Annotated in this window: 24 protein-coding genes and 4 tRNA genes; 23 read left to right on the top strand and 5 right to left on the bottom strand. The window is 69.1% G+C overall.

Going from position 1 to position 23,927, the window contains the following annotated elements; genetic code table 11:
• Positions 1 to 59 precede the first annotated feature (59 nt).
• Positions 60 to 587 (bottom strand): DinB family protein, encoded by a 528-nt coding sequence (locus AMA02S_RS15265; RefSeq protein ID WP_067458187.1) that lies wholly within the window; start codon positions 585 to 587, stop codon positions 60 to 62.
• 61 nt (positions 588 to 648) lie between these two features.
• Between AMA02S_RS15265 and AMA02S_RS15260 the strand changes: the two genes are divergently transcribed.
• Entirely contained in the window at positions 649 to 1,500 is an 852-nt protein-coding gene (locus tag AMA02S_RS15260; RefSeq protein WP_067459023.1) for a helix-turn-helix domain-containing protein, read from the top strand.
• Between the two features lie 10 nt (positions 1,501 to 1,510).
• Here the strand turns inward: AMA02S_RS15260 and AMA02S_RS15255 are convergent, their stop codons facing one another.
• Both AMA02S_RS15255 and AMA02S_RS15250 read right to left on the bottom strand, forming a co-directional pair.
• Positions 1,511 to 1,798: a hypothetical protein gene (locus AMA02S_RS15255; RefSeq protein ID WP_067458184.1), complete on the bottom strand. Its 288-nt coding sequence runs from the start codon at positions 1,796 to 1,798 to the stop codon at positions 1,511 to 1,513.
• Between the two features lie 157 nt (positions 1,799 to 1,955).
• A complete protein-coding gene (locus AMA02S_RS15250; RefSeq protein ID WP_218004974.1) occupies positions 1,956 to 2,489 on the bottom strand; it encodes a GyrI-like domain-containing protein in 534 nt (177 codons plus the stop codon).
• 113 nt (positions 2,490 to 2,602) lie between these two features.
• Between AMA02S_RS15250 and AMA02S_RS15245 the strand changes: the two genes are divergently transcribed.
• The 4 genes from AMA02S_RS15245 to AMA02S_RS15235 all read left to right on the top strand — a co-directional run bounded on the left by AMA02S_RS15245 (position 2,603) and on the right by AMA02S_RS15235 (position 3,319).
• Positions 2,603 to 2,848 (top strand): sigma factor-like helix-turn-helix DNA-binding protein, encoded by a 246-nt coding sequence (locus AMA02S_RS15245; RefSeq protein ID WP_245667552.1) that lies wholly within the window; start codon positions 2,603 to 2,605, stop codon positions 2,846 to 2,848.
• Between the two features lie 222 nt (positions 2,849 to 3,070).
• Positions 3,071 to 3,155: transfer RNA gene (locus tag AMA02S_RS15240), tRNA-Ser, on the top strand.
• A gap of 4 nt (positions 3,156 to 3,159) precedes the next feature.
• Positions 3,160 to 3,232, top strand: a tRNA-Met gene (locus AMA02S_RS41750).
• 15 nt (positions 3,233 to 3,247) lie between these two features.
• A tRNA-His gene (locus AMA02S_RS15235) sits at positions 3,248 to 3,319 on the top strand.
• 16 nt (positions 3,320 to 3,335) lie between these two features.
• Here the strand turns inward: AMA02S_RS15235 and AMA02S_RS15230 are convergent.
• Positions 3,336 to 4,241: a flavin reductase family protein gene (locus AMA02S_RS15230; RefSeq protein ID WP_067458178.1), complete on the bottom strand. Its 906-nt coding sequence runs from the start codon at positions 4,239 to 4,241 to the stop codon at positions 3,336 to 3,338.
• Positions 4,242 to 4,671: 430 nt separating this feature from the next.
• Here AMA02S_RS15230 and AMA02S_RS15225 point away from each other — a divergent pair, with 430 nt between their 5' ends.
• The 15 genes from AMA02S_RS15225 to AMA02S_RS15160 all read left to right on the top strand — a co-directional run bounded on the left by AMA02S_RS15225 (position 4,672) and on the right by AMA02S_RS15160 (position 19,527).
• Positions 4,672 to 5,886 carry a Rieske 2Fe-2S domain-containing protein gene (locus AMA02S_RS15225; RefSeq protein WP_067458175.1) on the top strand — a complete coding sequence of 405 codons (1,215 nt, stop codon included), beginning with the start codon at positions 4,672 to 4,674 and terminating at the stop codon, positions 5,884 to 5,886.
• A 3-nt stretch (positions 5,887 to 5,889) separates the two neighbouring features.
• On the top strand, positions 5,890 to 7,077 hold the full coding sequence (locus tag AMA02S_RS15220) for an ABC transporter substrate-binding protein (protein ID WP_067458172.1): 1,188 nt from the start codon (positions 5,890 to 5,892) through the stop codon (positions 7,075 to 7,077).
• A complete protein-coding gene (locus AMA02S_RS15215) occupies positions 7,074 to 8,840 on the top strand; it encodes a branched-chain amino acid ABC transporter ATP-binding protein/permease (RefSeq protein WP_067458169.1) in 1,767 nt (588 codons plus the stop codon). The genes AMA02S_RS15220 and AMA02S_RS15215 overlap by 4 nt, the downstream gene beginning before the upstream one ends.
• Positions 8,837 to 9,586, top strand: a complete 750-nt coding sequence (locus AMA02S_RS15210; protein ID WP_084265173.1) for an ABC transporter ATP-binding protein — start codon at positions 8,837 to 8,839, stop codon at positions 9,584 to 9,586. Before AMA02S_RS15215 ends, AMA02S_RS15210 begins: the two co-directional genes overlap by 4 nt.
• Positions 9,579 to 10,484 (top strand): branched-chain amino acid ABC transporter permease, encoded by a 906-nt coding sequence (locus AMA02S_RS15205; protein ID WP_067458166.1) that lies wholly within the window; start codon positions 9,579 to 9,581, stop codon positions 10,482 to 10,484. Before AMA02S_RS15210 ends, AMA02S_RS15205 begins: the two co-directional genes overlap by 8 nt.
• 138 nt (positions 10,485 to 10,622) lie before the next feature.
• Positions 10,623 to 11,249, top strand: a complete 627-nt coding sequence (locus AMA02S_RS15200) for a GntR family transcriptional regulator (RefSeq protein WP_067458163.1) — start codon at positions 10,623 to 10,625, stop codon at positions 11,247 to 11,249.
• Positions 11,250 to 11,261: 12 nt separating this feature from the next.
• Positions 11,262 to 12,230 carry a PDR/VanB family oxidoreductase gene (locus AMA02S_RS15195; RefSeq protein ID WP_067458159.1) on the top strand — a complete coding sequence of 323 codons (969 nt, stop codon included), beginning with the start codon at positions 11,262 to 11,264 and terminating at the stop codon, positions 12,228 to 12,230.
• A gap of 51 nt (positions 12,231 to 12,281) precedes the next feature.
• On the top strand, positions 12,282 to 13,205 hold the full coding sequence (locus AMA02S_RS15190) for an alpha/beta fold hydrolase (RefSeq protein WP_218004973.1): 924 nt from the start codon (positions 12,282 to 12,284) through the stop codon (positions 13,203 to 13,205).
• The gene (locus AMA02S_RS15185) at positions 13,202 to 14,047 is read left to right on the top strand and encodes a VOC family protein (RefSeq protein ID WP_067458156.1); all 846 of its coding nucleotides are present in this window, start codon (positions 13,202 to 13,204) and stop codon (positions 14,045 to 14,047) included. Before AMA02S_RS15190 ends, AMA02S_RS15185 begins: the two co-directional genes overlap by 4 nt.
• Before the next feature lie 107 nt (positions 14,048 to 14,154).
• Positions 14,155 to 14,385, top strand: a complete 231-nt coding sequence (locus AMA02S_RS41745; protein ID WP_157430590.1) for a hypothetical protein — start codon at positions 14,155 to 14,157, stop codon at positions 14,383 to 14,385.
• Positions 14,372 to 14,857, top strand: coding sequence for an acyl-CoA thioesterase (locus AMA02S_RS15180; protein WP_067458153.1), 486 nt, complete (start codon positions 14,372 to 14,374; stop codon positions 14,855 to 14,857). Before AMA02S_RS41745 ends, AMA02S_RS15180 begins: the two co-directional genes overlap by 14 nt.
• Positions 14,854 to 15,921 carry an LLM class flavin-dependent oxidoreductase gene (locus AMA02S_RS15175; protein WP_067458149.1) on the top strand — a complete coding sequence of 356 codons (1,068 nt, stop codon included), beginning with the start codon at positions 14,854 to 14,856 and terminating at the stop codon, positions 15,919 to 15,921. Before AMA02S_RS15180 ends, AMA02S_RS15175 begins: the two co-directional genes overlap by 4 nt.
• Positions 15,903 to 16,799 (top strand): IclR family transcriptional regulator, encoded by an 897-nt coding sequence (locus AMA02S_RS15170; protein ID WP_067458146.1) that lies wholly within the window; start codon positions 15,903 to 15,905, stop codon positions 16,797 to 16,799. The genes AMA02S_RS15175 and AMA02S_RS15170 overlap by 19 nt, the downstream gene beginning before the upstream one ends.
• Entirely contained in the window at positions 16,799 to 18,166 is a 1,368-nt protein-coding gene (locus AMA02S_RS15165) for an amidase (protein WP_067458142.1), read from the top strand. The genes AMA02S_RS15170 and AMA02S_RS15165 overlap by 1 nt, the downstream gene beginning before the upstream one ends.
• A gap of 77 nt (positions 18,167 to 18,243) precedes the next feature.
• On the top strand, positions 18,244 to 19,527 hold the full coding sequence (locus AMA02S_RS15160) for a phenylacetate--CoA ligase family protein (protein WP_067458139.1): 1,284 nt from the start codon (positions 18,244 to 18,246) through the stop codon (positions 19,525 to 19,527).
• A 54-nt stretch (positions 19,528 to 19,581) separates the two neighbouring features.
• Here the strand turns inward: AMA02S_RS15160 and AMA02S_RS15155 are convergent, their stop codons facing one another.
• Complete coding sequence (locus tag AMA02S_RS15155; protein ID WP_067458137.1) at positions 19,582 to 20,385, bottom strand: alpha/beta fold hydrolase; 804 nt, start codon at positions 20,383 to 20,385, stop codon at positions 19,582 to 19,584.
• A gap of 199 nt (positions 20,386 to 20,584) precedes the next feature.
• On the opposite strand from AMA02S_RS15155, the gene AMA02S_RS41740 reads away from it, so the two are divergent.
• The 3 genes from AMA02S_RS41740 to AMA02S_RS15145 all read left to right on the top strand — a co-directional run bounded on the left by AMA02S_RS41740 (position 20,585) and on the right by AMA02S_RS15145 (position 23,883).
• Positions 20,585 to 20,656: transfer RNA gene (locus AMA02S_RS41740), tRNA-His, on the top strand.
• 101 nt (positions 20,657 to 20,757) lie between these two features.
• Positions 20,758 to 22,599, top strand: coding sequence for a glycoside hydrolase family 3 protein (locus tag AMA02S_RS15150; protein WP_067458134.1), 1,842 nt, complete (start codon positions 20,758 to 20,760; stop codon positions 22,597 to 22,599).
• A gap of 90 nt (positions 22,600 to 22,689) precedes the next feature.
• A complete protein-coding gene (locus AMA02S_RS15145) occupies positions 22,690 to 23,883 on the top strand; it encodes an ROK family transcriptional regulator (RefSeq protein ID WP_218004972.1) in 1,194 nt (397 codons plus the stop codon).
• Positions 23,884 to 23,927: the final 44 nt, after the last annotated feature.

Below are 23,927 nucleotides of genomic sequence, written 5' to 3'. Positions count from 1 at the left end.
CCTGGCATGTTCGCCGATCAAACGGCCTGCCATGACCGCCCCCGCGGCCCGCGGCGACCTCAGTGGCCGGTGGCCCCATCGATCCGCTCGCGCAGCAGGTCAGCGTGCCCGTTGTGCCGCGCGTACTCCACGAGCATCGCCGAATAGACCCAGCGCAGGCTCATCTCGGACCTGCGCTGAGGGTCCATGTACACCTCGTCGAGCGGGCGCCCGGACGTCGTCCGACGGCAGGACTCGATCTCCCGCGCGTAGATGGCGAGATCCTCCTCCGCGTCCGCGCCGTCCACGTCGAACTCCGCGGTGAGGTTGTCGTTGCTGCAGTAGAGGTAGCCGACCTGCTCACCGGCGAACCTCGTCCTGAACCAGTCCCGCTCCACCTCGGCCATATGCCGGACGAGGCCGAGCAGGGACAGCTTCGACGGCTCGACGCAGCGGAGCCTGAGCTGCTCCGCGGTCAGCCCCCCGCACTTCCACAGCAGCGTCTCGCGCTCAAGGTCGAGCCAGCCGTCCATGAGCGTGCGCTCATCGCCGGTGAACGCCGCCAGCGGCTTTAACTCGCGGGTGATCTCAGGTGCAGTCCAGATCATTCACCCATCATGCCCAACCGTGATGGGGGAAAGACATCCGTGCGGCCGGTACATTCCGATGGTGAGCGCCAACGAACTGGGTGCCTTCCTGCGGGCATGCCGGGAGGCCGTCACCCCCACCGAGGTCGGGCTGCCCGCGGGAGGCCGCCGCCGCACACCCGGGCTGCGCCGCGCCGAGCTGGCCACGCTGGCCGGCCTCAGCGTCGAGTACCTCGCGCGCCTGGAACAGGGACGGGACCGCCATCCGTCGGCGTCGGTACTGGGAGCGCTCGCGGACGCGCTGCGGATGTCCCCCGACGAACGGCTCCACCTGCGGATCCTGTCCAAGGCAGGCGACGACATGGGCTGCTGCGTCCCACCGGCGGAATCGGTGCGCCCGACCGTCCGCGCGGTCCTCGAACGCCTGGAACCGGCACCCGCGATCCTCCTCAACCGGCTCTGCGACATCCTGGCCTGGACCGACGGTTACGAGCGGCTCACCGGCCCGGCCGGGCTGCTCGACGTCCGGCCGCCGAACCTCGTGCGGTATATGTTCGCCGACCCCCGCGCCAGAACGGTCTACCCGGACTGGGAGCGCGTCGCCGACGAGCGCGTGGCCGGCCTGCGCGTGGGCTCCGCCGCCGACGACCCGCATCTCGCCAACCTCGTCGACGAACTGGTCGTCACGGCCGGCGCGCCGTTCGGCGACCGGCTGAAAGCCCCGCCCCGCCTCCCGAAACGCGCGGGTGTCGAGCGGTTCGTCCACCCGGACGTGGGAGAGATGCGGCTGGCCTACGAGACGCTCGAACTCCCCGTGTCGGACGACCAACGCCTCGTCGTCTACCTGCCCGCGGACGACGCCGCGTCCAAGGCCCTCGACAGGCTGGGGCCAGGCGGCCTGCGCATGGTGTCCGGGCTCGGCGCGTCCCCGTGACCGGCCGTGGTCAGTCGGCGACGGGCTGACGCGCGCCCTCGATCCGGCCTCGGACGAGCCGGGGATGGAAGTAGCTGATGCCGACGCGACCCGTGCCGGTGACGCAGAAGATCTGGTAGCCGTTGCGGCCGTCCTCGTCCGGGACGGCGAACTCCTCGGGGACGAACATCCCCTCGGTCGTCATCGCGCCGAACCAGCGGCCGAGCGCGTACTCGTCCGGGAAGCTCTCCAGGCCGGCGCCGCGGCGGCCCAGCGTGTACCGGACCTCATAGGAGCAGCCGTCCGGGGGGAACCTCATATGCGTCCCGCCCCGCGGCAGACATTGCAGCGCACGCCGGTGGCGGTACTGGTCCCGGTGCCGTCGCAGCCGGGACAGGTGCGCGTGGCCGGCTTGTTGTGCTTGCCCACGGTCCCCCCTCCCGGCGGCTCATCCTAGGGCCTCGCCGGGGCCCAGGTCAGGCGTCCGCGAGTTTCATCGTCACGTCGGTGACCCAGTTGTTCGGGTCCGGTACCTCCAGCGGATGCGTCTTGAAGACCTCCAACCGGCACGCCCAGCGCTCCCCGCGCTCACTGTCGGCCATGTCCCACGTGAGGCCCCGGGACTTCCCCCAGCCGAGGACCGCGGCGGTGACACCGACCAGTTCGTCGGGGTGGCCGGTGTGTGTGTACGTGACGTAGCGCCCAGCGGGAAGCGTGCCGGCGAAGATCTCGCCCTCACCCTCGACCGGCGCCGCCAGCGGTACGCCGCCCTCGACCTCCAGGGTGCCCGCCATGTCGATGACGTTGTACTTGATGAACGGAGCCCCGGCCGGCGCGATCCCCCGTGCGCCGAGCCATTGCAGGATCATCGGGATCCGGTCGGCGATGCGCGCGAACGTGGTCAGCGTGACGTCCCTCGTCACCGCCACGTAGGGGACGGCGGGACGCTCCTCGATCACCGGCTCCGCCGGCAGGTTCGTGGTCATGGACGAGTAGACCCCCCAGACCACGAAAACTCATCGCGACGCCCCACCTGGACCGGTCGCAGATCAGAGCCTCAACGCTTCCTTAACACGGGCATAAGACAGCGGCCGAACCGGCTCTGGGGTGCGAAGTTCGTCGTGTGGCACTGCGAATGGGCAAGAACACCGGTTCGCTCGTCCCTGGCTCGCCGGGGGAGCGGATGCGCCAGGCGGTGGTCGCTCGGGCCTTCCGGACGTTGCCGCCCGCACACCGCGAGATCCTCACCGAGACGGTCTTCCGGGACCGATCGGTCAACGAGGCCGCCGCCGCGCTGGGAGTGCCGGTCGACGTGGTCAAGATCCGCGTCTATGAGGCCCTCCGCGCTCTCCATGCGGCCCTCGGTTGACGGTCGAAAAACATGTTGCCGGACCGGCGGCGCCCCAGGCAGAGTGAGTGCCAGGGAGAACGCCCGATGACACCGGAGGGAGCGGCGTGATGTGCCATCACCGAATGCATGGCAGTAGCCGAAGCCATCCCGGTCCCGGGAGTCGTCTGCGGACGTGACCTGCGCGTTCTGACGCCCACCGCCCGCGGACCGCACGTCCGAGGGCGGTTTTCCGTCTTTCCCGGAGGGTTGGCCGAGCGGAAAGGCATCGGCTTGCTAAGCCGTGGTCAGGGGTCACCCTGCGCGAGTTCGAATCTCGCACCCTCCGCCGAGCTGAGTAGGGACGCTGGTGCGTCCGGCGGTCTCATAAGCCGCATCAGGCAGGTTCGATTCCTGCACTCAGCACGTCTCCCAGACATGGCGCCCGTGGTGTGGTGGTCTGCATGCCAGGTTGTGATCCTGGAGGTTCCGGTTCGATCCCGGGCGGGCGCCCTGGTGGTTTGTGATCTCAGATGGCCACCGCGGCCGTGTCACGGGGTTCGGCTTTCCCGAACCGTCCGCCGCCGAAGAAGAGCAGGACGGGCCTTTCGGTGAGAAGCCGTGCCTCGTAGACCTCACCGATGATCAGCGTATGGTCGCCCGTGCGCAAGGTGTTGCGGGTGCGCGCCGAGAAAGTCGCGCTCGCATCGTGGAGGCGCCATCCCCCCTGTGCGGTCCCGATGAGGTCGACACCGCTGAACTTCTCCGGACCGCTCCGTGCCAGCTGGATGGCAAGATCCGACTGGCCAGAATGCAGCACGCTCACGGTGAAGTCGGTGCACTGCACGAAGGCGGGGTGACTCGACGCGGCGTGGCCCACCGACAGGCCGACCAGCGGAGGCTCAAGAGAGAGCGAGACGAGCCCCGTGGCGGTGAAGCCGACAGGTCCCTGGGCAACGGGGTCCTTGGCGATGGCGACGATGACGCCCGTGACGAAGCTGCCCATGACCTGGCGCAGGTCGGCGCTCGCCGGCCGACCCTTGGACGTCCCCACGTGGTCGAGCATCTGAACGGCGCGTTCGGCGCAGGCGCGCTCGATGTCGGCGCTGGTTGCGCGTGCGGCCACGGCGAAGTCCGCGCCGTCGCGCTGACGGATGAGCAGTGAGGTCCCGCGTGCCACGGTCGCGTTCTCCGGTACGGCGGTGCCACCCCGACTCTCCGCCCGCCGGCTGCGGAGCGTCGCCGAGTCCTGCCGGGTGCGCGCGCTCGTCTCCGCCAGCGCGCGCGCCTGTGTTTCGAAAGTCCAGTCGGCATCACCCCCGCGGCTGGACGCCAGGCACCGGCCCGACCCGTCGGCGATGGCGATCGCGATCGGCTCGCCGTGCAGGGTCGCCAGGCTCAGCGCCGACTCGAGTGCGGCTTGTGCGGTGTTCATCTTTGACGCGCCTTTCGTGACGGGGTGCTCCGAAGGGGGCGGATACCACGTCGACGATGCGTGACGGTCTGCGTCACGACCAAGCCCAGTTGCAGTCCGCGCAACCCGCTCTCCGGCGTCGGGCAGTGTTGCGATACCTGCAACCGCGGTTCGCGCGGGTGTGCCTGCTGGGTCACATTGGCGGTTAGCAGAAGCCGAACAGCAGTGGAACGGCCGGGATGGCTGCACTCAGGCCGAGCCACCGCCCCTTCGACGAGAGACGCCGTCCTCCTGCCTGGGGCAGCGGACGTTCGTCTCGTCCGGTTCGTTGGAACTCCTCGCATCAAGCCCTTGACCTGGGAAGAGGAGGAATCTAACGTCGGGCTGACGCTAGTATAGAGACTATAGTCTAGCGTCTCGTTGTCGGATCGGCGATGATGAGGAGGCGATCATGGGTACGACGGAGCGGGCGGCGGAGCTCGACGCCGACGTGGACGAGAGCGGGGGTGCGAGGCCGCTGCGCGGTGGCCGGTGGCACGTCGGCTATTCCCAGGCCCGTCACGGGCTGCGGAACTACTGGTACCCGGCTCTCTTCTCACACGAGATCGAGGAGGGGGCGTTCCGGTCCCGGCGCATGCTCGGGGAGAACATCCTGTTCAACCGGGTGGACGGCGCCGTGTTGGCCGTCGCGGACATGTGCGTGCACCACATGGTGCGCCTGTCGGCGAAGCCCGGCGGCGCCGAGAGCCATGTTCCGGGCACGGTGACGTGCTGGTACCACGGCTTCACCTACGACATGCACACCGGTGATCTCACTGGCGTCCTGACCCAGCCGGACTGCCCGTTGATCGGACGAGCGAAGATCACCAGCTATCCGGTGGTCGAGCGCCAGGGCGTCGTGTTCGCCTGGATCGGTGACGACGAGCCCGGCCCGCTGGAGGCCGACGTCCCGCCCGGGTTCCTCGGTGCGAACCACAAGGTCGTCGGCATGCGCCGGACGATCGCGAGCAATTGGCGGCTGGGCGCCGAGAACGGCTTCGACCCCACGCACATCTACTTCCACCGCGACGCGCCCATCGTCACGGGTACCTCACGCCTCATGCCTCTGGGCCTCACCATGGTGCCGGGCAAGGAGCCGGAGTTCGTCTCCGCAAAGGGGCGGCGGGGTCTGGTCGACATGCTGCGCGAGAACTACGAGCCGTTCTACGAGGCCGAGGTCAACGGCAGTGTCGTCAAGGCGACCGGTACCCAGCGGTCGACGACCGAGGAGGGGTCGATCTGGCTCCCCGGAGTTCTGAAGATCACGAAGTTCCTTCCCGACCCTGAGATGACCCACTTCGAGTGGTATGTCCCGATCGATGAGGGCCGGCACGACTACGTGCAGATGCTCGTGCGGCCGTGCTCGAACGAGGAAGAGGAGCAGGACTTCGCCGCCCAGTACCACGGCATGTGGCAGCAGATGTTCCACCGCGACGGCTTCAACGACCAGGACATCTGGGCCCGCGGCGCGTTGCAGGAGGTCTTCGCCAACGAGGGCGAGTGGTCTTCTGAGCAGCTGATGAAGCCTGACATGGCGCTCGTCCACTGGCGCCGGATGGTGAACGAGCATGCCCGCGGCTTCCAGCGGCCACCGCGATTCTCCGCGCCCAAGGACTGGGTGGACTGAACCATGCGCAACCCCACCACCTCCGGCGGTTCGAAGCAGGGCCCGGTCTACTGGAAGCAGGTATCCGCCGCCATGGTCGCGGCCTCGCTCGCGCTCACCGCGTGCTCGGGCAGCGAGGAGCCGTCGGCCACCACGATCGTGATCGGGCTCAACCTCGAACTCACCGGCATCGGCTCCTTCCTCGGCAAGGGCATGCAGGCCGGTGTCCAGGCCGCGGTCACGAAGATCAACGCCACCGGCGGCATCGACGGCAGGCGGATCACCCTCGTCACACGCGACAACCAGAGCGATCCGACGCGCGCCGCCACGCTGGTCTCCGAGCTCAAGCGCAAGGACGCCGACCTGATCATCGGTCCCGGCTTCGCCCAGGACTGCGCCGCCGCGGCCCAGATCCTTGTCCGCGAGGACATCGCCGGCCTCTGCATCAGTGCCGGTGACCTGCCGAAGAACGATGCGAACATGTTCGGGGTCGGCCTCGACTACGCCACCATGGAGAAGGCGATCGCCGAGCAGTTCGCCGCCGACGGGGCCAAACGGGTCGGCCTCGTCGCTGCGAACGACACCAGCGGTGACCAGACGGTCGGCCCCTTCGTGAGCGCCGCCAAGGCACGCGGTATCACGGTCGATGTCGAGCGGTTCAACAGCCCGGCCAACAACCTCACCCCGCAACTGCTCGCGCTGAGCCGCAACAAGCCCGACGCCATCCGCATTCAGGCGACCGGTCCAGACGCACTCGTCGGTGTGGCCAACGTCAAGGCGCTGGGCATCAGGACGCCGGCCTGGCTGCCGAACTCGGCGGCCTCGCTGCGCTTCGCAGGCCAGGTGAAGGGCGACGCGGGCGGCGGCAACATCCTGACCTGGATTCCGGCGATGCTGGCCCCCGACGGGGCCAAGGACCACCCCGCCCAAGCCGCACAGATCACGGCGCTGAACGCGGCGCTCTCGGGGGCCGACACTATCTCCGCCGCCGGTTGGGACGCATTGCAGATCGCCGCCGCCGCGATCAAGAAGGCGGGTGGCACAGAGACCGACGAGCTCAAGGCCGCCCTGGAGAACGGCCAGAAGTACTTCGGCGCCTATTCGGTGCAGCAGATCACCAAGGACGACCACCGGGGCGCCAGCGAAGAGGGCACGCTTCTACCGGCTCGCTTCACGCCCCAGGGCGGATTCGTCTTGAAGGACTCACCGTGAGTTCGGCCGCCACCGGCTGGATCCGCGGCAGGGTCGTTCAGCCTCAGATCTGGATCGCCCTGGTCCTGATCGGAATCTGCGCGGCGGTGCTCGGCGGCGAGTCGGAGCCGGTGCTGCTGGCGGTCGGCATCTGGGGGATCGCGGCCGTCGGGCTCGGGTTGGTGCTCGGATTCGCCGGCCAGATCTCCCTATGCCAGGCCACCTTCGTCGGCGTGGGCGCGTACGCGTACGGGATCCTGACGACACGGCTCGGAATCCCCACTGTGGTCGCGCTCGCCGGTGGAGCGCTCGCCGCGGGCGCGCTGGCCGCGTTCGTCTCGCCCATCTTGCGCATCCGAGGCTATTACCTGGCGATCGCGACCATCGTCTTCAGCCTGTTGCTGTCGGCGTTGGCCGTATCGGGCATCGGCGTACCGGGTGGCTCAAGCGGTCTCTCGGGAATCCCCTATATCGAAGTCGGCGGACTCCGCCTGGAAACGCCCCGCGAATACGCCGCACTCGCGCTCGGTCTGCTGACAGTCTTCGCCATCGGTTCACATCTGCGCTACGGACGGGGCAGGCGATGGCGAGCGATCCAATCGATCCGGCACGACGAGGCACTCGCCGACGGTATGGGCCTCAATGTGGTCGGCATCAAACGCGAGCTGTTCACGGTCTCGGGCTCCGCCGCCGGGCTGGCCGGCGGCATCCTCGGCGCCGCCTTCGGTTTCATCGCGCCCTCGCAGTTCACCTTCAGTGAATCGTTCGCCCTCGCGTTGGCGGTCTTCATCGGCGGATCGCTGAGTCTGTGGGGGGCCGTCCTGGGGGTCGTGCTCCTGGAGGTCTCCGGTCCCCTGCTCGGTGACGCCGGAGCTCTGCACGGTCTCCTGATCGGCGTCGCCGCGCTGCTGACCGTCCGGCTGGCGCCTCAGGGGTGGATCCGGCGCCGCGAGGGGGATGCCCACGGCCAAGCACTCCCGCTCGCGGCAAGTCGCGCGACGGCCGCCGAGCCGGTAAAGGCGACAGGGCGCGACGGCGGCGCTGATCTGACGATGACGGGCCTCGGCCGGTCGTTCGGGTCGCTGCACGCGGTACGCGACGTCGATCTGCAGATCGCCCCGGGCACCGTGGTCGGCCTGATCGGCCCCAACGGTGCCGGCAAGACGACCCTTCTCAACCTCATCGCCGGTGAGGTGCGCGCGAGCAGGGGCACCATCCGCCTGGACGGCCGCGACGTCACCGGTCTTTCGGCCTACCGTCGTGCGCGCCTGGGAGCGGCGCGCACCTACCAGCAGTCACGGATCATCACTGGGCTCTCGGTCATCGAGAACATCCAACTCGGTCTCGATGCCTCGGCCGCGGCCGGTGTCACCGTTCCGCGCGGCGAGCGTCACGCGCTGGCGGTCGCGGCCGCGCAGGATGCCGGCGCCGCCCACCTGCTGGCCAAGCCGACCGGTTCGCTCACCTTCGGCGAGCGTCGCCTGGTCGAACTCGCCCGGCTGCTGGTGAGCGCCCGGCGCCTCGCCCTGCTGGACGAGCCCTTCTCCGGCCTGAGCCACTCCGAGGGTGAGGCATTGGGCCAGGTCATCAGAACGCTCAAGGCGCGTGGCACGACCGTCATCCTCGTCGAGCACGCGATCCCGTTCGTGCTGTCGCTCGCGGACGAACTCGTCGTGCTGGACCAGGGGCGGCTGATGGCCGCGGGCGCGCCCGACGAGGTGGTCCGGCTGGAAACCGTGCGCGAGTGCTACCTCGGGTCGGTACTGGAGGGGGAGGTGTCATGACGGCCGATGCCCTGTTGCGAGTCGAAGGCGTTTCAGCCGGATATGGCGACATGACCGTGCTGCACGGGGTGACGTTCGCCGCCCAGGCCGGCACCGTCACCGCCGTTGCCGGTGCGAACGGAGCGGGAAAGACCACGCTGCTCAAGACCATCCTCGGGCTGCTGCCGGCCGGTGCCGGAGCCGTCTGGTTCAGCGGAGCACCGGTCACCCGATGTTCGGTCTCGGACCGGATCGCCCAGGGAATGGGGCTGGTGCCCGAGGGCCGGGGACTGTTCAGCACGATGAGCGTCGGCGACAACCTTCGGCTGGGGGGCCGGGCCGCCGGCGTGGGTGGCGCGGCGCTGGGCGCGGCGATCGGCGAGGCGCTTGAGCTGTTCCCCGCCCTGTCGGCGAAGCTGAAGGTACCGGCCGGACGACTGTCGGGCGGGCAGCAGCAGATGCTGTCGCTGGCCCGCACGCTCGTGGCGAGTCCCCGCCTGCTGCTGCTCGACGAACCATCCATGGGACTCGCGCCGAAGGTGTGGTCGGAGCTTCTCGTCCTGATCCGCGCCCTCGCCGGCGAAGGACGCGCGGTGATCCTCGCCGAGCAGAAGATCCGGCCTGTCCTGGAGATCAGCGATCACTGCGTGGTCCTGCAGCGTGGACGGGTCGTCTTCACCGGAGCCGCGCGGGACGAGGCGGCGGAACGTTCAATCAGCGGCGCCTACCTGGAGACCGAGATGGTGACGGGAGGCGACCATGGCTGAGTTCCTTCAGCTGACCCTGGCCAACATCACCCTGGCGGCCGTCTATCTGCTGATCGGCCAGGGATGGAATCTCAGCATCGCCGTGTCGGGCCTGCTCAATCTGGCCATCGGCGGCACCTACATGATCGGGGGGATGCTGAGCTTCCGGTTCGCCGCCGAATGGGGCATGCCGGCGGCCGTCGCCGCCCTCGTCGCCGTCGCGGCGGTGGCGGCGATCGCGCTCGTCGTGGAACGCCTGCTGTTGCGGCCCGCCGATGACCGCGTCGTCGTGCAGATCATCGCCACCATCGGCGTCTCGATGGTGCTGATCGAGGCCGCGCGGCACTGGTTCGGCGTCGACCCGCTGAAACCGCCCGCGCTGCTGCCCGGCGATCCGATCCCGATCGGATCAGTGTTGGTGCCCCCGCAGGCCGTGTGCGTCATCGTGGTCGCCGTCGTCGCGACCGTGGGACTGCAGGTGTTCTTCCGGCGCAGCGACCCGGGTCGCGCGATGCGCGCGTGCGCTGACAATCCCGACGGTGCCCGGGGGCTCGGCATCGACGTGCCCCGGCAACGCACGATCGCCTACACCGCGGCCGGTGCGCTGGCCGCCCTGGCCGGGGTGCTGATCGCCCCCCTGATCCCGATCACCTACGCCGGAGGCGACTTCATGGCGCTGAAGGCGTTCATGGCGATCGCCATCGTCGGTCTGGGCAACTTCGCGTGGGCGCCTGCCGGAGCCCTGGTGGTCGCCTCCGTCGAGGGCTACATCGCGGGTTATGTCTCCTCCGACTACCGCGACGTCGTGGTGCTCTCCCTGCTGCTGATGATGCTGCTGGCTAAGGTGGTCCGGCCCACAGAACGCCTGCGCCTCCTCAATCGGTTCGCGCCCCGGTTCTCGGCGGTGAGTTCGCGATAGCACCGCGCGAGGAGGCCGCGATGATGCGCCCAGGTTCTCACGTCGAATCGGAAGGCAGATTCCATGGCTAGCAGTACGCCCTTTGCCGATAGTGCCGGCGGTTGGGCCGGACGGCCGACCAGCGCGCAGGAAGTCGCGATGGAGTACCTGCTCTATGGCCTTCGCACCGGCCGCTATCGCGCCGGTGAGCAGATCATCCCGGAGGCGGTCGCGGAAGAAGTGGGCGTGAGCCATGTTCCCGTCCGCGAAGCCGTCCGGAAGCTTGAGGGCCGCGGCACACTGACCCATCGGCCGCGCAGGGGCTATTTCGTGGCCGAGCTCGACGTCGACGACCTCGACACCATCGTCGTGCTCGGCAGCCTCCTGGAGAACGAGGCGCTGCGGCGCGTCCTCCCGGTGATCACCGCGGACCAGATCGAACGGATGCGCAAGGCGATCGAGAACAGTCGCGCGCTCCAGGGACGGGACCCCGTGGGGGTGGTGTCGGCCAACCGGGTCTACCACGAGGTCATGTTCGAACGCGGAGTCCCCAAACTGCTGCTACGCCACCTCAGCATGCTCTGGAGCACGATGGAGCCCTACCGGCCGCTGCTCTATTCGGCAGAGCAGAACCAGAACTCCTCATGCCTTGAGCACGAGGCCATTCTCGCGGCGATCGAACGCCGCGACATCGATGCGGCCGTCGCGGCCTACGACGAGCACCGCGTGAACGTCTTCCGCGCGATGCGCGACCTGATCCCGCAGAAGGATCCCGAGACAGGCTGAGGCTGATCCACCATGCACCTTACGGTCAAGCAGATCCGCTGGGAGTCCGACGGCGTCGTCTCACTGACGCTTGTCGACCCGAGCGGGTCGGAGTTGCCGGCCTGGGAACCGGGCGCCCACGTCGAGGCCCATCTCCCCACGGGCCTTGTGCGCCACTACTCCCTGTGCGGAAGTGTGGACGACCCGACCTGCTACCGGGTGGCCGTCCTCCGCGACCGGCGGAGCCGGGGCGGCTCCCGCTTCGTCCACGAGGACCTGCGCGTCGGCGCACGGCTCGACATTCGCGGTCCGCGCAACCGCTTCCCCTTCACACCGGCGGCACGGGTCGAGTTCGTGGCCGGCGGGATCGGTATCACGCCGATCCTGCCGATGGTCCGCGAGGCTGTTCGCCGGGATCTGGACTGGCGCCTGTGGTACGGCGGGCGCACCCGCTCGGCCATGGCCTTCGTGGACGAGCTCTGCGCTCTCGACACCGGCCGGGTCCGGCTGTTTCCGGCCGACCGTGACGCGTTCATCGACCTGGACGCCGCGCTCGGGCGGCCGGCGGACGACACGGCCGTGTACTGCTGCGGTCCCGAGTCGCTGCTGCGGTCCGTGCAGGACAGATGTGCCGGGTGGCCCGAAGGCGCCCTGCACTACGAGCGCTTCGTCGCGCCGAGGACCGCCGAAGACCCCGCGGCCCGCGGCGTCCAGACCGCGGCCGGGGACGGCACGGATGTCTTCGTGGTGGTGGCCGATTCCTCCGGCGCGGAGGTGAAGGTGCCGGCGGGCAGGTCGATCCTCGAAGCGCTGGAGGACGCGAACGTCGCGGCGCCGTTCTCCTGCCGTGAGGGCATCTGCGGGACCTGCGAGGTCAGGGTCCTCGAAGGGATCCCCGACCACCGCGACCTGGTGCTCAGCGACGACGAACGCCGCACGGGGAATTCCATGATGATCTGCGTCTCCCGAGCGAGAAGCCCGCGCCTGGTCATCGAGCTTTGAACGTGAGACCGCAACGACCGTGAACGTGCAGGGAAGGGACACTCGATGACGGTGAACGTCACGGAAATGCCTCCGGACTCGCTGTGGATGACGCTACTCGGGACACGGGTCGAGTTCCTGGGGAATCAGTACCGGACCCGTGTGATCGAAAACGGTGAGGGCCATCCGCTGGTCCTGGTTCACGGCAATGGAGGCCATGCGGAGTCCTATGCCCGCAATGTGAAACGTCTCGGTGACGCCGGTCACCGGGCGATGGCGATCGACCTGCTGTGGCACGGGCTTTCGAGCAAGCCCGCCTTCGATCCCGACATGGTGCCGGCCTACGCCCGCCAGATTCTCGACCTCCTCGACGCGGAAGGCATCGAGCGGGCTCACATGGAGGGCGAGTCCCTCGGCGGGTGGATCTGCCTGTGGCTCGCGCTCCACCACCCCGACCGAGTCGGCAAGATCATCCTCAATACCACGGCGGGAATCCGCTGGAAGCCCGGAAGCGTCGGGGAGGACGTGGCCGGCGGCCGTGAGGCGCTGCGCGCACGCAGCCTGGACGCCCTCCAGAACCCGTCGAAGGAGAAAGTGCGGCGCCGCCTTGAATGGCTGGTCTCCGATCCGGCGTCCGTCACCGACGAACTGGTCGAGCTGCGCTACTTCATGATGACCGACCCCGCTGGGCGGGAAGCGCAACTGCGGATCGCCGACAACTCCTTCGGATTCGGCTCCGGCACGCGGGCCGAGATCGACGAGGCCCGTCTGGCGGACGTCGCCGCCGAGACCCTGGTGCTCTGGACCGAGCACAACCCCGGTCACGGTCCGGACACCGGGCACAGGATCGCCGAACTCATCCCGCGCGCGCAGTTCCGACTCATCGGCGACGCCGCCCACTGGCCCCAGTGGGAGCAGCCGGTGGAGCACGATCGCATCGTCATCGCCTTCCTCAGGGGAACCCTGGGCAACGCCGCGAAGGAGCAGGACACATGAGGGTCAAGGCCCTTGCCTATCTGGCCGTCCACGCCCGTGACCTCGACGCATGGGAGGAGTTCGCGACCGCCGTTCTCGGCCTGGCGCCGGACCGGAGTGGCGCACGTCTGAAGTTGCGGCTCGACGAGCGGTCCTACCGGCTCGATATCCGCGCCGCCGGGAACGATGCCCTGGCGTGGATCGGCTGGGAGGTCGCCACGCCCGAGGACCTGGCGGAATGCCGAGCCGCGTTGGAGGAGGCCGGTGTCGCGGTCGAGCGCGGCACGGCGGCGGAGATCGCTGATCGCGAGGTCATCGACCTGCTGCGCTTCGTGGACCCCGACGGCCTCCAGCACGAACTGTGCCTCGGTGCCTCGGTCGCCCCGGCGCCGGTGGCCTTCAGCCGCCCCGGTGTCGGCTTCGTCACCGGAGACCTCGGCCTCGGCCATGTGGCCCTCGGGGTCACCGACCTGACCGCGGCCGTCGATTTCTTCTGCGGCGCCCTCGGTTTCCATATCACCGACGTTATGCCCGGGGCGTTCTCGTTCCTGCGATGCAATACACGCCACCATTCCGCGGCCCTTATGCAGTGGGAGCGTCCGGAACTACACCATATTCTCCTTCAGGCACTCGACCTGGAGCAGGTCGGGCGCAGCCTGGATGAGGCCGCCAAACGAGACCTGGTGACCAAGACGCTCGGCCGGCACGCGATCGACGATCTCGTCTCCTTCTACGTCAGAACCCCTTCCGGCTGGGATATGGAGATCGGCTTCGGCGGCATACGCATCGACCGAGAATGGGCCATGCGACGGGTCGGCCGGCCGTTCAGCAGTTGGGGGCACCGGCCCGTCGCCGCCGGATAGTCCCGACGGCGCCCGGTTGCAGATATCGCAAGCAGGATTGCCAGTGCCTGGCGAATTCGGCAGAGTCAAATGAAAGGCCCCGACAATTCTTCGAAAGTGACCGGCGTATGTGGCATGCAACCTTCCGTACCGGCAAGGCGCGAATCCAGGACGAAGCCGTCTGGGGAACCGCCATGTACCGCAACGACGAAACAGGCGAGATCGTCTTTCGTCGACACAGTCCGACGGTCGGTATCTCCCCCGGACACAACCCGCCGTTGCCCGACCCGGGCAGCGAAGTGATCAGGAAAGAAGACTTCGCACCCATGGACTGGACTTCGAACAATGACGCTCTCTGAAGTCGACTCCGCCGCCGTCTCCGCGCTGCTCTACATGGACGAGTACGCGAGCCGCGTCTCGATGCACCACACCGACGCCGCAGGCGTCGTCTACATCGGTCATCCCATTCAATGGGCGCAGGTCGGCCTGGAGAACCTCTTCCGCGCCGCGGGGCATCCGGTCGAGGAACTCGGCCAGGCCAACGTGCACTACCCGATGGTCCGCCAGGTGATCGATCACCACCGCAGGCTCAGCCTGGGTGACCTCCTCGTCGTCCGCACGTTCGTCACGGCGGTCGGCAACCGCTCGTTCACCACGACCACCCAGATCGCGAAGCCCGGGGGCGAGGTGCACGTCACGGTCGGGCTGACCGGCGTCGCGGTGAGCCGCGACGGCTCCAAGCCGATCGCCGAGCAATGGCTGCGCGACCTGCGGTCCGAGGCCGCGCGGCACGGGCTGACCGCTGACCGGACGAAGGAGGACCCGTCGTGAAGCTTGGTGTCTCCACCCAAGGCTTCGTGGGCAAGCACGGTGACCCGGCCCACCGGATCCAAGAGATCGTGAAGGAGGCGGCCGTCGCCGACGACGCCGGCCTGCACTCCTTCAGCATCTCCGAGCAGCACTTCAAGTTCCCGACGAACGTCACCGGTCCGATCGATGTGATCATGACGGCGATCGCAATGGAGACCTCGCGGATCATCATCCGTCCGGGCGTGGTGATCACGCCGCTGCACCACCCGCTCAACGTGGCGGAGCGCTGGGCGGCGATCGACGTCCTGGCCAACGGCCGCATGGAGTTCGGCATCGGGCGCGGGAACACCCCGCTCACCGCCGAGGCGTTCGGCATCCCGGTGCCGGAGACCGAGCCCCGGACCCTGGAGGACCTTGAGATCATCCTCGGGGCCTGGACGCGGCCGATCCTGACCCACCGCGGCAGGTTCCACGAGATCGCCCCCGTCAGCGTCGTGCCCAAGCCCGTCAACCAGCCGCACCCGGCGATCTACTGGGCGGCGACCAGCCCGGGATCCCATGCGACCGGTGGCAGGCTTGGCCTGGCGCTCCTGACCGGCGGCAACGGCATCTACTGGGATCAGGCCGAGCGGCGCGTCGCCCGGTACCGCGAGGCATTCGAGGCGGCGGCCGGAGCGAGGTCGCTGCCCGGCCTCAAGCCGCTCGACCGGGTGGCGATCGTGGTCAACGGGCACTGCGCGGAGTCGATGGCCGAGGCCAGACGCCGGGCCGGCGACTACGTGGTCGGCTACGTCAACCGCACGGTCGAGATGTACGAGAAGATGGTGCGCAAGACGGGGTCGTCGGTGTCCTTCGAGCGGGCCAAGGCGTTCAAGAACGACCTCGACATGATCATTAACGAGAGCCCGAGTATGTTCGGCAGTCCCGAGGACTGCATCGCCTCGGCACGGCGGATGTACGAGCTCGGTATCGATGAGGTCGACGTCCTCTTCGACGGCGCGACCCACGAGCAGCACCTTGAATGCCTCCAGTTGCTCGGGAAGGAAGTCGTCCCGGTCATCGCCGAATGGCCCGAACGGCGATGACCGGCCACGACCCGGCCCACCAGGGGGCGCGACTCGGCCTCTCGCGCCTCCTCACCGCCGCCGTTCCGACCGACCAGAACACGCTGCGCCGCGGTATCGCCGCCCTGTGGCATCTGTCGCTGAAGGAGTCGCTCAGCGTGACCGAATTGGCCGACCTTCTGCCCTGCGACAAGAGCCAGGCGTCGCGAGTGCTGAAGGTACTCGGCGAATACGGGATGGTGACCCGGAACGCGGAGACGCAACGGTATTCACTGGGCTGGCTCGTGTATGCCTTCTCTGTACGCGTCAGCGGTCGGCAGATGGTCTCCATCGCCGGCCCGATCGTCCGCACGCTAGCCGTGCGCACGGAACAGACGTGCTGGATAGCGGCCCAGTCCGGGCACGAGGTGCTCACGCTCTATACGTCGCGCCCTAAAAGCGGACAGATCATCGTCAACGAATGGGCCGGGGGAGTGCCCCCGGGAGGGGTCGTCCCGATCTACTGCACGGCCTCCGGACGCGCTCTGATAGCAGGCCTCGCCGACGAGACCGTCGAGGCACTCCTGAAGGACGCGACCTATGACAGTTGCGGGCCCAACGCGCCGCGCTCGTTCGAGGAGATCCGCGCCCGCTTGGAGGACGTCCGCCGACAGGGCTACTGCGTTACCGTCGATGAACTCCAGCGCGGCACCACCTCCGTCGCAGCGCCCGTGCACGACGGTGTGGGGTCACCGGTCATGGCCATTGGTCTTTCCGGCAAGACCACGTCCCTGCGGGGCCGCCACGACGTGATCGCCCGCGAGGTGGTGCTGGCGAGCAAACACATCACTTCGCTGCTGTTCGCCGAGCGCGCCGCTGGTGCACGTGGAGCGGCACCTCGACGTGGGAGTACGGCCTGATGAGTGGTGCCCAGCCAACGATCGAACCCACACTGCTACAGCTACGGGAGCGTTTCCGCACGGGTGAGGACACTCCCCAGGCGGCGGTCGAACGGGCCCTGCAACGCATCGACGCACAGGACGAGACGATCTGTGCCTTTCTGGCGGTCGATCGCGACCGGGCGCGGGCCGACGCCGAGGCGGCCACGAGGGCGTGGCGCACCGCCGGTCCCCATCCGACCCTGCTCGGGCTGCCGATCTCGGTGAAGGACACCATCGAGGTGACCGGGATGCCCACCACCTACGGGTCGGCGGTGTTCAGGCACAACCGGCGACCCGACAGCGTGATCGCCCAGCGCCTGAGGCAGCATGGGGCGATCATCATCGGCAAGACCAACACCTCCGAGTTCGCCCTCGCCACGGAGGTGCGCAACCGGCTCACCGGCCCGGGCCGGAACCCGCTCGACCCCGACCGGACCTGCGGTGGGTCCAGTGGCGGAGCCGCCGCCTCGGTGGCCGCCGGCATGAGTGCCGCCGCCCTCGGCACCGATTCCGCCGGCTCGATCCGGATCCCTGCCGCCTACCAGGGCTTGGTCGGTTTCAAGCCGTCCCATCAGCGCATCCCATGGGTGCAGGACTGGAAGGCCGCACCGACCCGCTCGCACACCGGGCCGATCACCCGCGACGTCCGCGACGCCTGGGAGCTGACGAGAGCCCTCAGCGGCCCCGACTGGCGTGATCCCGCCAGCGGATTCGGCGCGCTGGTCGACGAGGAGTTCGACAGCGCCCTCGCGAGCGGTACGCGCGGCCTGCGGGTCTGCCACATCGGTGAAGCGAGGCCGCCGGCGGCGGCGGAGGAGTCCGCCCTGGCGCATGAGCTGACGGCCTTCGTGCAGCATGTCTTCGGAGACCTCGACCGGCTCCAGTGGGACGACCTCGTGCCCCCGCCGGTCGCCGCACGGGTCTGGCCGTACGCCGGTGAGCATGTCGCGGCCGCGATGAGGCTCTCGGCGGACTTCTTCGATGCCGCGGGGGAACTCACCGACTACGTTCGCCCAATCTACGAGACCGGGCGAACCCAGACAGCCACGGAGTATCTGTGCGCGACCGGTGAGGAGCGCATGCGCGGCCTCGCGCTGAAACAGGCACTCACCACCTACGACTACGCGTTCTCGGTGGTGGCGCCCGAGGCTCCCCGCCTCACCGACACCTACACACCGCTGAAGTTTCCGCGGCTGGCGCTTCTCAACCTCGCCGGGCTCCCCGCGGTCTCCGTCCCCTTCGGCACCTACGCCTCAGGCATGCCGCGAGCCATGCAGATCATCGGGCGGTTCGGTGACGACGCAGGAGTCCTCGCCATGGCGGAAAAGCTCACCCGGTCGCTCTGACCGGACACTCGACGTCACACGCGGTGCCGCGCGGCAACCCACCAGGACATTAGCGACCGAGCACAAGGAGACGGCCCATGGCACAGCCGAAGCAGCCGCAGGACTTGCACGCCGCCCTGACGACGGCCCTGCACCAAGTACCGTTCTACACACGCCTGTGGACCGAAGCCGTCGGATTCATCCCCACCGCGGTGCCCGCCCTTCAGGAGTGGCCAACCTGGGCCGTTGAGGAACTACGAGCCGCCATCGCGGCGCAGCCCCCCTTCGGTGACCTCTACGTCGAGGAGGCCCTGGCGGACCTGGCGTACATCCACTCCAGCACCGGCACGACCGGAAAACCGCGCATCTTCCCCGTACCTCGCACGGACCTCCCGCACATGGAGAACGTTTACCGCGAGCACATGGAACTGATGGGCGTCCGCCCCGACGACATCTGCGCCATCACGCTGACCTTCGGCCTCCCCCGCGGCGCGTGGTCGTGCGTCCAGGCCGTCCAGTCGGTGGGCGCGACCATCCTGCCGCTCAGCAGCGGCAAGGTCACCCCGGCCGAGAAGCTCCTTGACGTGATCCATACCGTCGGCGCGACCGTCCTCCACGGAGCGGGGTCGTACATGGTCTACCTGACCCGCAAGGCACGCGAGCTCGGCTTTGACACGCGTACCTCCAGCGTCCGTCTCTTCCTGACCAGCGGCGAGGCCATGAGCGCCGAAAGCCGCCGCTACCTCCAGGAGGCATGGGACGCGCGGGTCGTCATGCACTTCGCCTCGACCGACCTGAGCTGGGTCTCGGCCGAATGCGAGGCCAGCAGCGCCCGCGACGGCGCGCTCGGCATGCACGTCACCCCCGGCGTCATCGCCGAGATCCTCGACGAACATCAGCGGCCGGTCACCGACGGCGAGTACGGCGAGCTGGTGGTCACCTCCTGGCTGCGGCCCTCCACCCCGCGGATCCGGTTCCGCACCGGGGACCGCGCCGCCCTCACCCGGGAACCCTGCCCCTGCGGCGGTACCTCGGTGCGCATCCTCCCAATCCAGGGCCGGGTCGACGAGGCCGTACGGTTCCACGGGCAGACGATCTGGGCTTCTTCGGTCGAGGACGTCCTGACGGCCAACCTGGGGGCTCCCGTCGACTTCTTCCTTGAGCACCGCGAGCATCCCGAGCGGGGTTCGGTACTCGCGGTCAAGCTCCCCACCGCGGTCGCATCTTCGGCCGGCGACGGGCTCGCCACCACACTGCAGCGGACGCTCAACGTGCGGTTCCTCGTGGAATTCATGGACGATGCGGACATCGTCGAGAAGACCGGTGTGGCCGGTACAGGGAAGGTCAAGCGCGTGTTCGACCTCGTGGGCGGAAGGGGGTGACGTGACCCGCGACACGGCGCCCGAGGATGCCGTCATCCCCGCACGCCCCGGGGGTTAGGCGTTGAGGCTCGCCAGCGCCTCCGTGAGGACGGCGGGCTGCTCGATGTTGACGAAATGCCTGACCCCCGGCAGCAGGTGGCACCGGCCATCGGCTACCGCCTCGACGATGATCTCTCCGGCCCGCCACGGGCACGAGGTGTCCAGCTCACCGATGAAGACATCCAACGGCCCCCTGATATCCGCCAAACGTGGGGTGAGCGGGTCCTCGTGCATGGAGGCCATTGCCCGAGCCCCGTTCGCATAGCCCTTCCCGTCGCCGATCGCCGCGAGCCGGGAAGCAAGCTGTTCCTCCCAGTCGGTCGGCCGGTTCAGCACGTTGGTGGAGAGGTTCTCCATCAGAGCGGCACGGGCGAAAGCCGCCCCCTCGGAAGCGATGCCGTCCGCGCGTGCCCGGAACCGCTCGGCGACCCGGCGGCTGACGACACTTGAGGTGCAGACCGGCACGACGTGCTCGACAAGACGCGGCTGCCGGGCCGCAGCCGCCAGAACGATCGCCCCGCCCATCGAGAAACCGACACACACACTCGGACCGACGGATTCGAGAAACCCAAGCAGGTCGTCGGCCAGTTGCCGCAGCGTGCCGTTCGCAAGTCCGATGCCGGTACGGCCATGTCCCCGGACATCGACCGCATACGTGGGCCGTGTCTCTCCGAGCGCGCTCATCTGAACCGTCCATGAGGTGGAGTCCTCACCCAGGCCATGAACGAAGACCCATGGCACCCCGCTCTGGCCGGCCCCGGCATGGAGGAATCCGACCGCGATGTCGTCAACCTGTACGACGTCTGCGTTGAGCCGCATCAGTTCCAGACCTCCTTTGTCTTGCCGCTCTGTCGACCGGAGTTCAGGACCAGGCGTTCCGCGGTCCATCGCCCCGAGAGATCAGTCTGGCCGAGCGGCCAGGCCGTCCGTCAAAGCGAATTGCACTATCGGCAAGCCCCCTTCCTGATCAGCACGCACCGCTCGGGAGCTCCCCCCGGCGAGCCCGGTTCTCAGGAAGGGCGCCACGCGTGGTGGTCTGCATGCCAGGTTGTGATCCTGGAGGTTCCGGTTCGATCCCGGGCGGGCGCCCTGGTGGTTTGTGGTGGTTGCGGGGCTGGTGACCACCAGAAATTGCCCAGGCGCTGAAATCGGCTGGCATTGCGATGAGCCGATCTTGGAAACGCTCGCCCCATGTACTGCTCCTCCACGCCGGTCGTGCGCCGGTGCCTGGCCCTTGGCATGTCGGTCGTGCTGGCCCTGACGCCCATCGGCGCGCTCCGGGCGGACATGGGACCCGTCCGCTATCTCGATCCCGGACGTCCTGTCGCGAGCCGGGTGGACGACCTGCTCGCGCGGATGAGCCTGGACGACAAGCTCGGCCAGATGACCCAGCCCGAGCGCCGCCACATCGAGCCCGACGAGGTCACCCGCTTCCGGATCGGTTCGGTGCTGTCGGGCGGCGGGTCCGCGCCCAGCCCCAACAACGTCCGGAACTGGGCGGACATGTACGACGGGTTCCAGCGGGCGGCGCTCGCCGCACCTTTGCGCGTGCCGATCCTGTACGGGGTGGACGCCGTTCACGGGCACAACAACGTCGTCGGCGCGACGATCTTCCCGCACAACATCGGGCTGGGCGCCGCCCGCGACCCGGAACTGGTCCGGCGGATCGGCGCGGCGACGGCCGAGGAGATGACCGGGACGGGCGTGGACTGGAACTTCGCGCCGTGCGTGTGCGTCGCCCGCGACGACCGTTGGGGACGGACGTATGAGTCGTTCGGTGAAGTCCCCGAGCTGCCGTCGTCGATGACGACCATCATCGACGGGCTTCAGGGGAGCGCGCTGGGTCGCGGCCCCACGTCGGTCTTGGCGACGGCGAAGCACTACGTGGGGGACGGCGGCACGGCGGGCGGCAGGGACCAGGGCGACGTGCGCCTGTCCGAGGAGGACCTGCGCGCCGTCCACCTGCCGCCGTTCCGGGAGGCGGTGCGCCGCGCAGTGGGCTCGGTGATGGTGTCCTACAGCTCATGGAACGGCCTGAAGATGCACCAGAACCGGTATCTGATCACCGATGTGCTGAAGGGCGAGCTGGGTTTCTCCGGTTTCGTCGTGTCGGACTACAACGGCATCGACCAGATCGACGGCGCACCCGGCTTCACCCGGAAGGAGGTCGCCGCCGCGATCAACGCCGGCATCGACATGGTGATGGTGCCGGCGGAGTGGCGCCGCTTCATCGAACGGCTGCGCGCGGCGGTCGAGGACGGCACTGTGCCCATGGCGCGGATCGACGACGCGAACCGGCGGATCCTGACCAAGAAGTTCGAGCTGGGCCTGTTCGAGCGCCCGATGGCCGACCGCCGCTACCTCGGCACCATCGGCGGCGCCGCGCACCGCGCGCTGGCCCGGCGCGCGGTCGCCGCTTCACAGGTGGTGCTGAAGAACGACGACGTCCTCCCACTCGACGAGGGCGACAGGATCTTCGTCGCCGGCCGCGGCGCCGACGACATCGGCCTCCAGTCCGGTGGCTGGACGGTCACCTGGCAGGGAGCACCGGGCGCGACCACGCCCGGTACCACGATCCTCCAGGGCATCCGGGAGGCGGCCGGCGGGTCCGCGACGGTCACCTACGCCAGGGACGGCACCGGCATCGACCGCTCCTATGACGTCGCGGTCGCCGTCGTCGGCGAGCAGCCGTACGCCGAGTACGAGGGCGACCGCACCGACGACCTGCGCCTGGACGACACGGACCGCGAGACCATCGGCAGGCTCCGCGCCGCCGGCGTGCCCGTGGTGGTCGTCCTGGTCTCCGGACGTCCCCTGAACGTCACGTCCGAGCTACCCGGCTGGGACGGCTTCATGGCGTCCTGGCTTCCCGGCACCGAGGGCGCCGGTGTCGCCGACGTCCTGTTCGGCGACACCGACCCGTCCGGCCGCCTGCCCGTCACCTGGCCCCGCTCGGCCGCCCAGGAACCCATCAACGCAGGCGACGGCCAACGCCCCCTCTTCCCCCTGGGCGCCGGCCTCGGCTACGACTGAATCCCGGCCCTCGACGGCATTACGTAATTTTGTTTCATAAGTAGATTGGCAATAATGTCGTCCGTCTGCCGATCGCTGTCAAGAGGTGCCGTGTCCGAACACTCCCTGCACGGGGGCGACCCCTCGGTCCTTCGCCGCCTCAACTCCGCCGCGGTGCTGCGCGCGCTGCGCGACGGCGGCGAGTCGACTCTGACCGGGCTGGCGAAACAGGTCGGGCTATCCCGGCCGACCACCGAGGGCGTGCTCGGCGAGCTGGCCGGACGCGGCCTGGTCGCCGAGGCCGCGGCGCGCCCGGGCACCGGCCTCGGCCGCCCCGCCCGCCACTACCGTTTCCGCGCCGAGGCCGGGTACGCGCTCGGTATCGAGATCGACGCGCACCGCGTCCGGCTGCTGGTCGCCGACCTTTCCGGCGAGGTCGTGGGCGGGCATCGCGCCGACCTCGACGTCGCCGGGGGCCCCGCCGAGCGGATCGCGGCCGTGCGCGCCGCGATCAAGACGTGCCTGTCCCGCGCGGGCGTCCGGCGTCAGGCGCTGTGGGCGGTCGCCGCGGGGACCCCCGGCGTCGTCTCGCCGGAGGGCACCATCGCGTTCTGCACCGTCGTGCCGGACTGGGAGGGCGTCAATCTCGCCCGCGAGCTCGGTCGCTCGTTCTCCTGCCCCGTCCTGGTGGACAACGACGCCAACCTCGCCGCGCTCGCCGAGCGGTGGCGCGGTGCCGCCCGCGAGGCCGACGACGTCATCTGCGTCCACGTGGGACTGCACACCGGCATCGGCGCGCTCATCGGCGGGCGCCTGCACCGGGGCCGCTACGGCGCCGCCGGCGAGATCGGCATGCTGCCCGAGCTGGGGCTGCGCGACACGACCGCGACCCTCATCACCGGGACGGACGTGGGTCCCGAGGCCGCCCTCGCCGCCCTCGCCGGGATCGCCGCCGCGGGCCCGGAACTCGACGACGCCGAGCGCGTCCTCGCGGTCGCCGGCTGGGGCGGCGCCGAAGCACAGGCCGTCGTGGAACGGCTCGCCGCCCGGATGGCCCGCGGCATCGCGGCGATGGCCCTCGCGCTCGACCCCGAGATGATCGTCGTCGGCGGGCCGCTGATCCGGGCGGGTGACCTGCTCATCGCCGAGCTGCGCCGGCAGGTCCGCCCGCTGTGCCTGAGCCCCGTCCGGATCGAGGCGTCCGAGCTGGGCGATGAATCGGTCAGTCTCGGCGCCCTCCGTCTCGCTCTCGACCACATCGACGAGGACCTGTTCCGCGTCGACCGCGCCATCCCGGCGAGCTGAACGGTCAGGGCGGACGAAACGGGCGAGGTGCGCCAAGCCGGCTC

It is taken from the genome of Actinomadura macra NBRC 14102 (genome assembly GCF_001552215.1).
GTDB lineage: Bacteria > Actinomycetota > Actinomycetes > Streptosporangiales > Streptosporangiaceae > Spirillospora > Spirillospora macra.
Note: the sequence above shows the minus strand (reverse complement) of the source record. Positions and strands in the feature narration are given on the sequence as shown.

What these genes read in the sequence shown, in the direction of transcription:
- AMA02S_RS15230 (WP_067458178.1), bottom strand. Translation starts at nt 4,241, where the DNA reads ATGAACACCGCACAAGCCGCACTCGAGTCGGCGCTGAGCCTGGCGACC.
- AMA02S_RS41745 (WP_157430590.1), top strand. Translation starts at nt 14,155, where the DNA reads ATGTGGCATGCAACCTTCCGTACCGGCAAGGCGCGAATCCAGGACGAA.
- AMA02S_RS15160 (WP_067458139.1), top strand. Translation starts at nt 18,244, where the DNA reads ATGGCACAGCCGAAGCAGCCGCAGGACTTGCACGCCGCCCTGACGACG.
- AMA02S_RS15210 (WP_084265173.1), top strand. Translation starts at nt 8,837, where the DNA reads ATGACGGCCGATGCCCTGTTGCGAGTCGAAGGCGTTTCAGCCGGATAT.
- AMA02S_RS15165 (WP_067458142.1), top strand. Translation starts at nt 16,799, where the DNA reads ATGAGTGGTGCCCAGCCAACGATCGAACCCACACTGCTACAGCTACGG.
- AMA02S_RS15205 (WP_067458166.1), top strand. Translation starts at nt 9,579, where the DNA reads ATGGCTGAGTTCCTTCAGCTGACCCTGGCCAACATCACCCTGGCGGCC.
- AMA02S_RS15220 (WP_067458172.1), top strand. Translation starts at nt 5,890, where the DNA reads ATGCGCAACCCCACCACCTCCGGCGGTTCGAAGCAGGGCCCGGTCTAC.
- AMA02S_RS15170 (WP_067458146.1), top strand. Translation starts at nt 15,903, where the DNA reads ATGGCCCGAACGGCGATGACCGGCCACGACCCGGCCCACCAGGGGGCG.
- AMA02S_RS15185 (WP_067458156.1), top strand. Translation starts at nt 13,202, where the DNA reads ATGAGGGTCAAGGCCCTTGCCTATCTGGCCGTCCACGCCCGTGACCTC.
- AMA02S_RS15180 (WP_067458153.1), top strand. Translation starts at nt 14,372, where the DNA reads ATGACGCTCTCTGAAGTCGACTCCGCCGCCGTCTCCGCGCTGCTCTAC.
- AMA02S_RS15265 (WP_067458187.1), bottom strand. Translation starts at nt 587, where the DNA reads ATGATCTGGACTGCACCTGAGATCACCCGCGAGTTAAAGCCGCTGGCG.
- AMA02S_RS15195 (WP_067458159.1), top strand. Translation starts at nt 11,262, where the DNA reads ATGCACCTTACGGTCAAGCAGATCCGCTGGGAGTCCGACGGCGTCGTC.
- AMA02S_RS15150 (WP_067458134.1), top strand. Translation starts at nt 20,758, where the DNA reads ATGTACTGCTCCTCCACGCCGGTCGTGCGCCGGTGCCTGGCCCTTGGC.
- AMA02S_RS15225 (WP_067458175.1), top strand. Translation starts at nt 4,672, where the DNA reads ATGGGTACGACGGAGCGGGCGGCGGAGCTCGACGCCGACGTGGACGAG.
- AMA02S_RS15200 (WP_067458163.1), top strand. Translation starts at nt 10,623, where the DNA reads ATGGAGTACCTGCTCTATGGCCTTCGCACCGGCCGCTATCGCGCCGGT.
- AMA02S_RS15155 (WP_067458137.1), bottom strand. Translation starts at nt 20,385, where the DNA reads ATGCGGCTCAACGCAGACGTCGTACAGGTTGACGACATCGCGGTCGGA.
- AMA02S_RS15255 (WP_067458184.1), bottom strand. Translation starts at nt 1,798, where the DNA reads ATGAGGTTCCCCCCGGACGGCTGCTCCTATGAGGTCCGGTACACGCTG.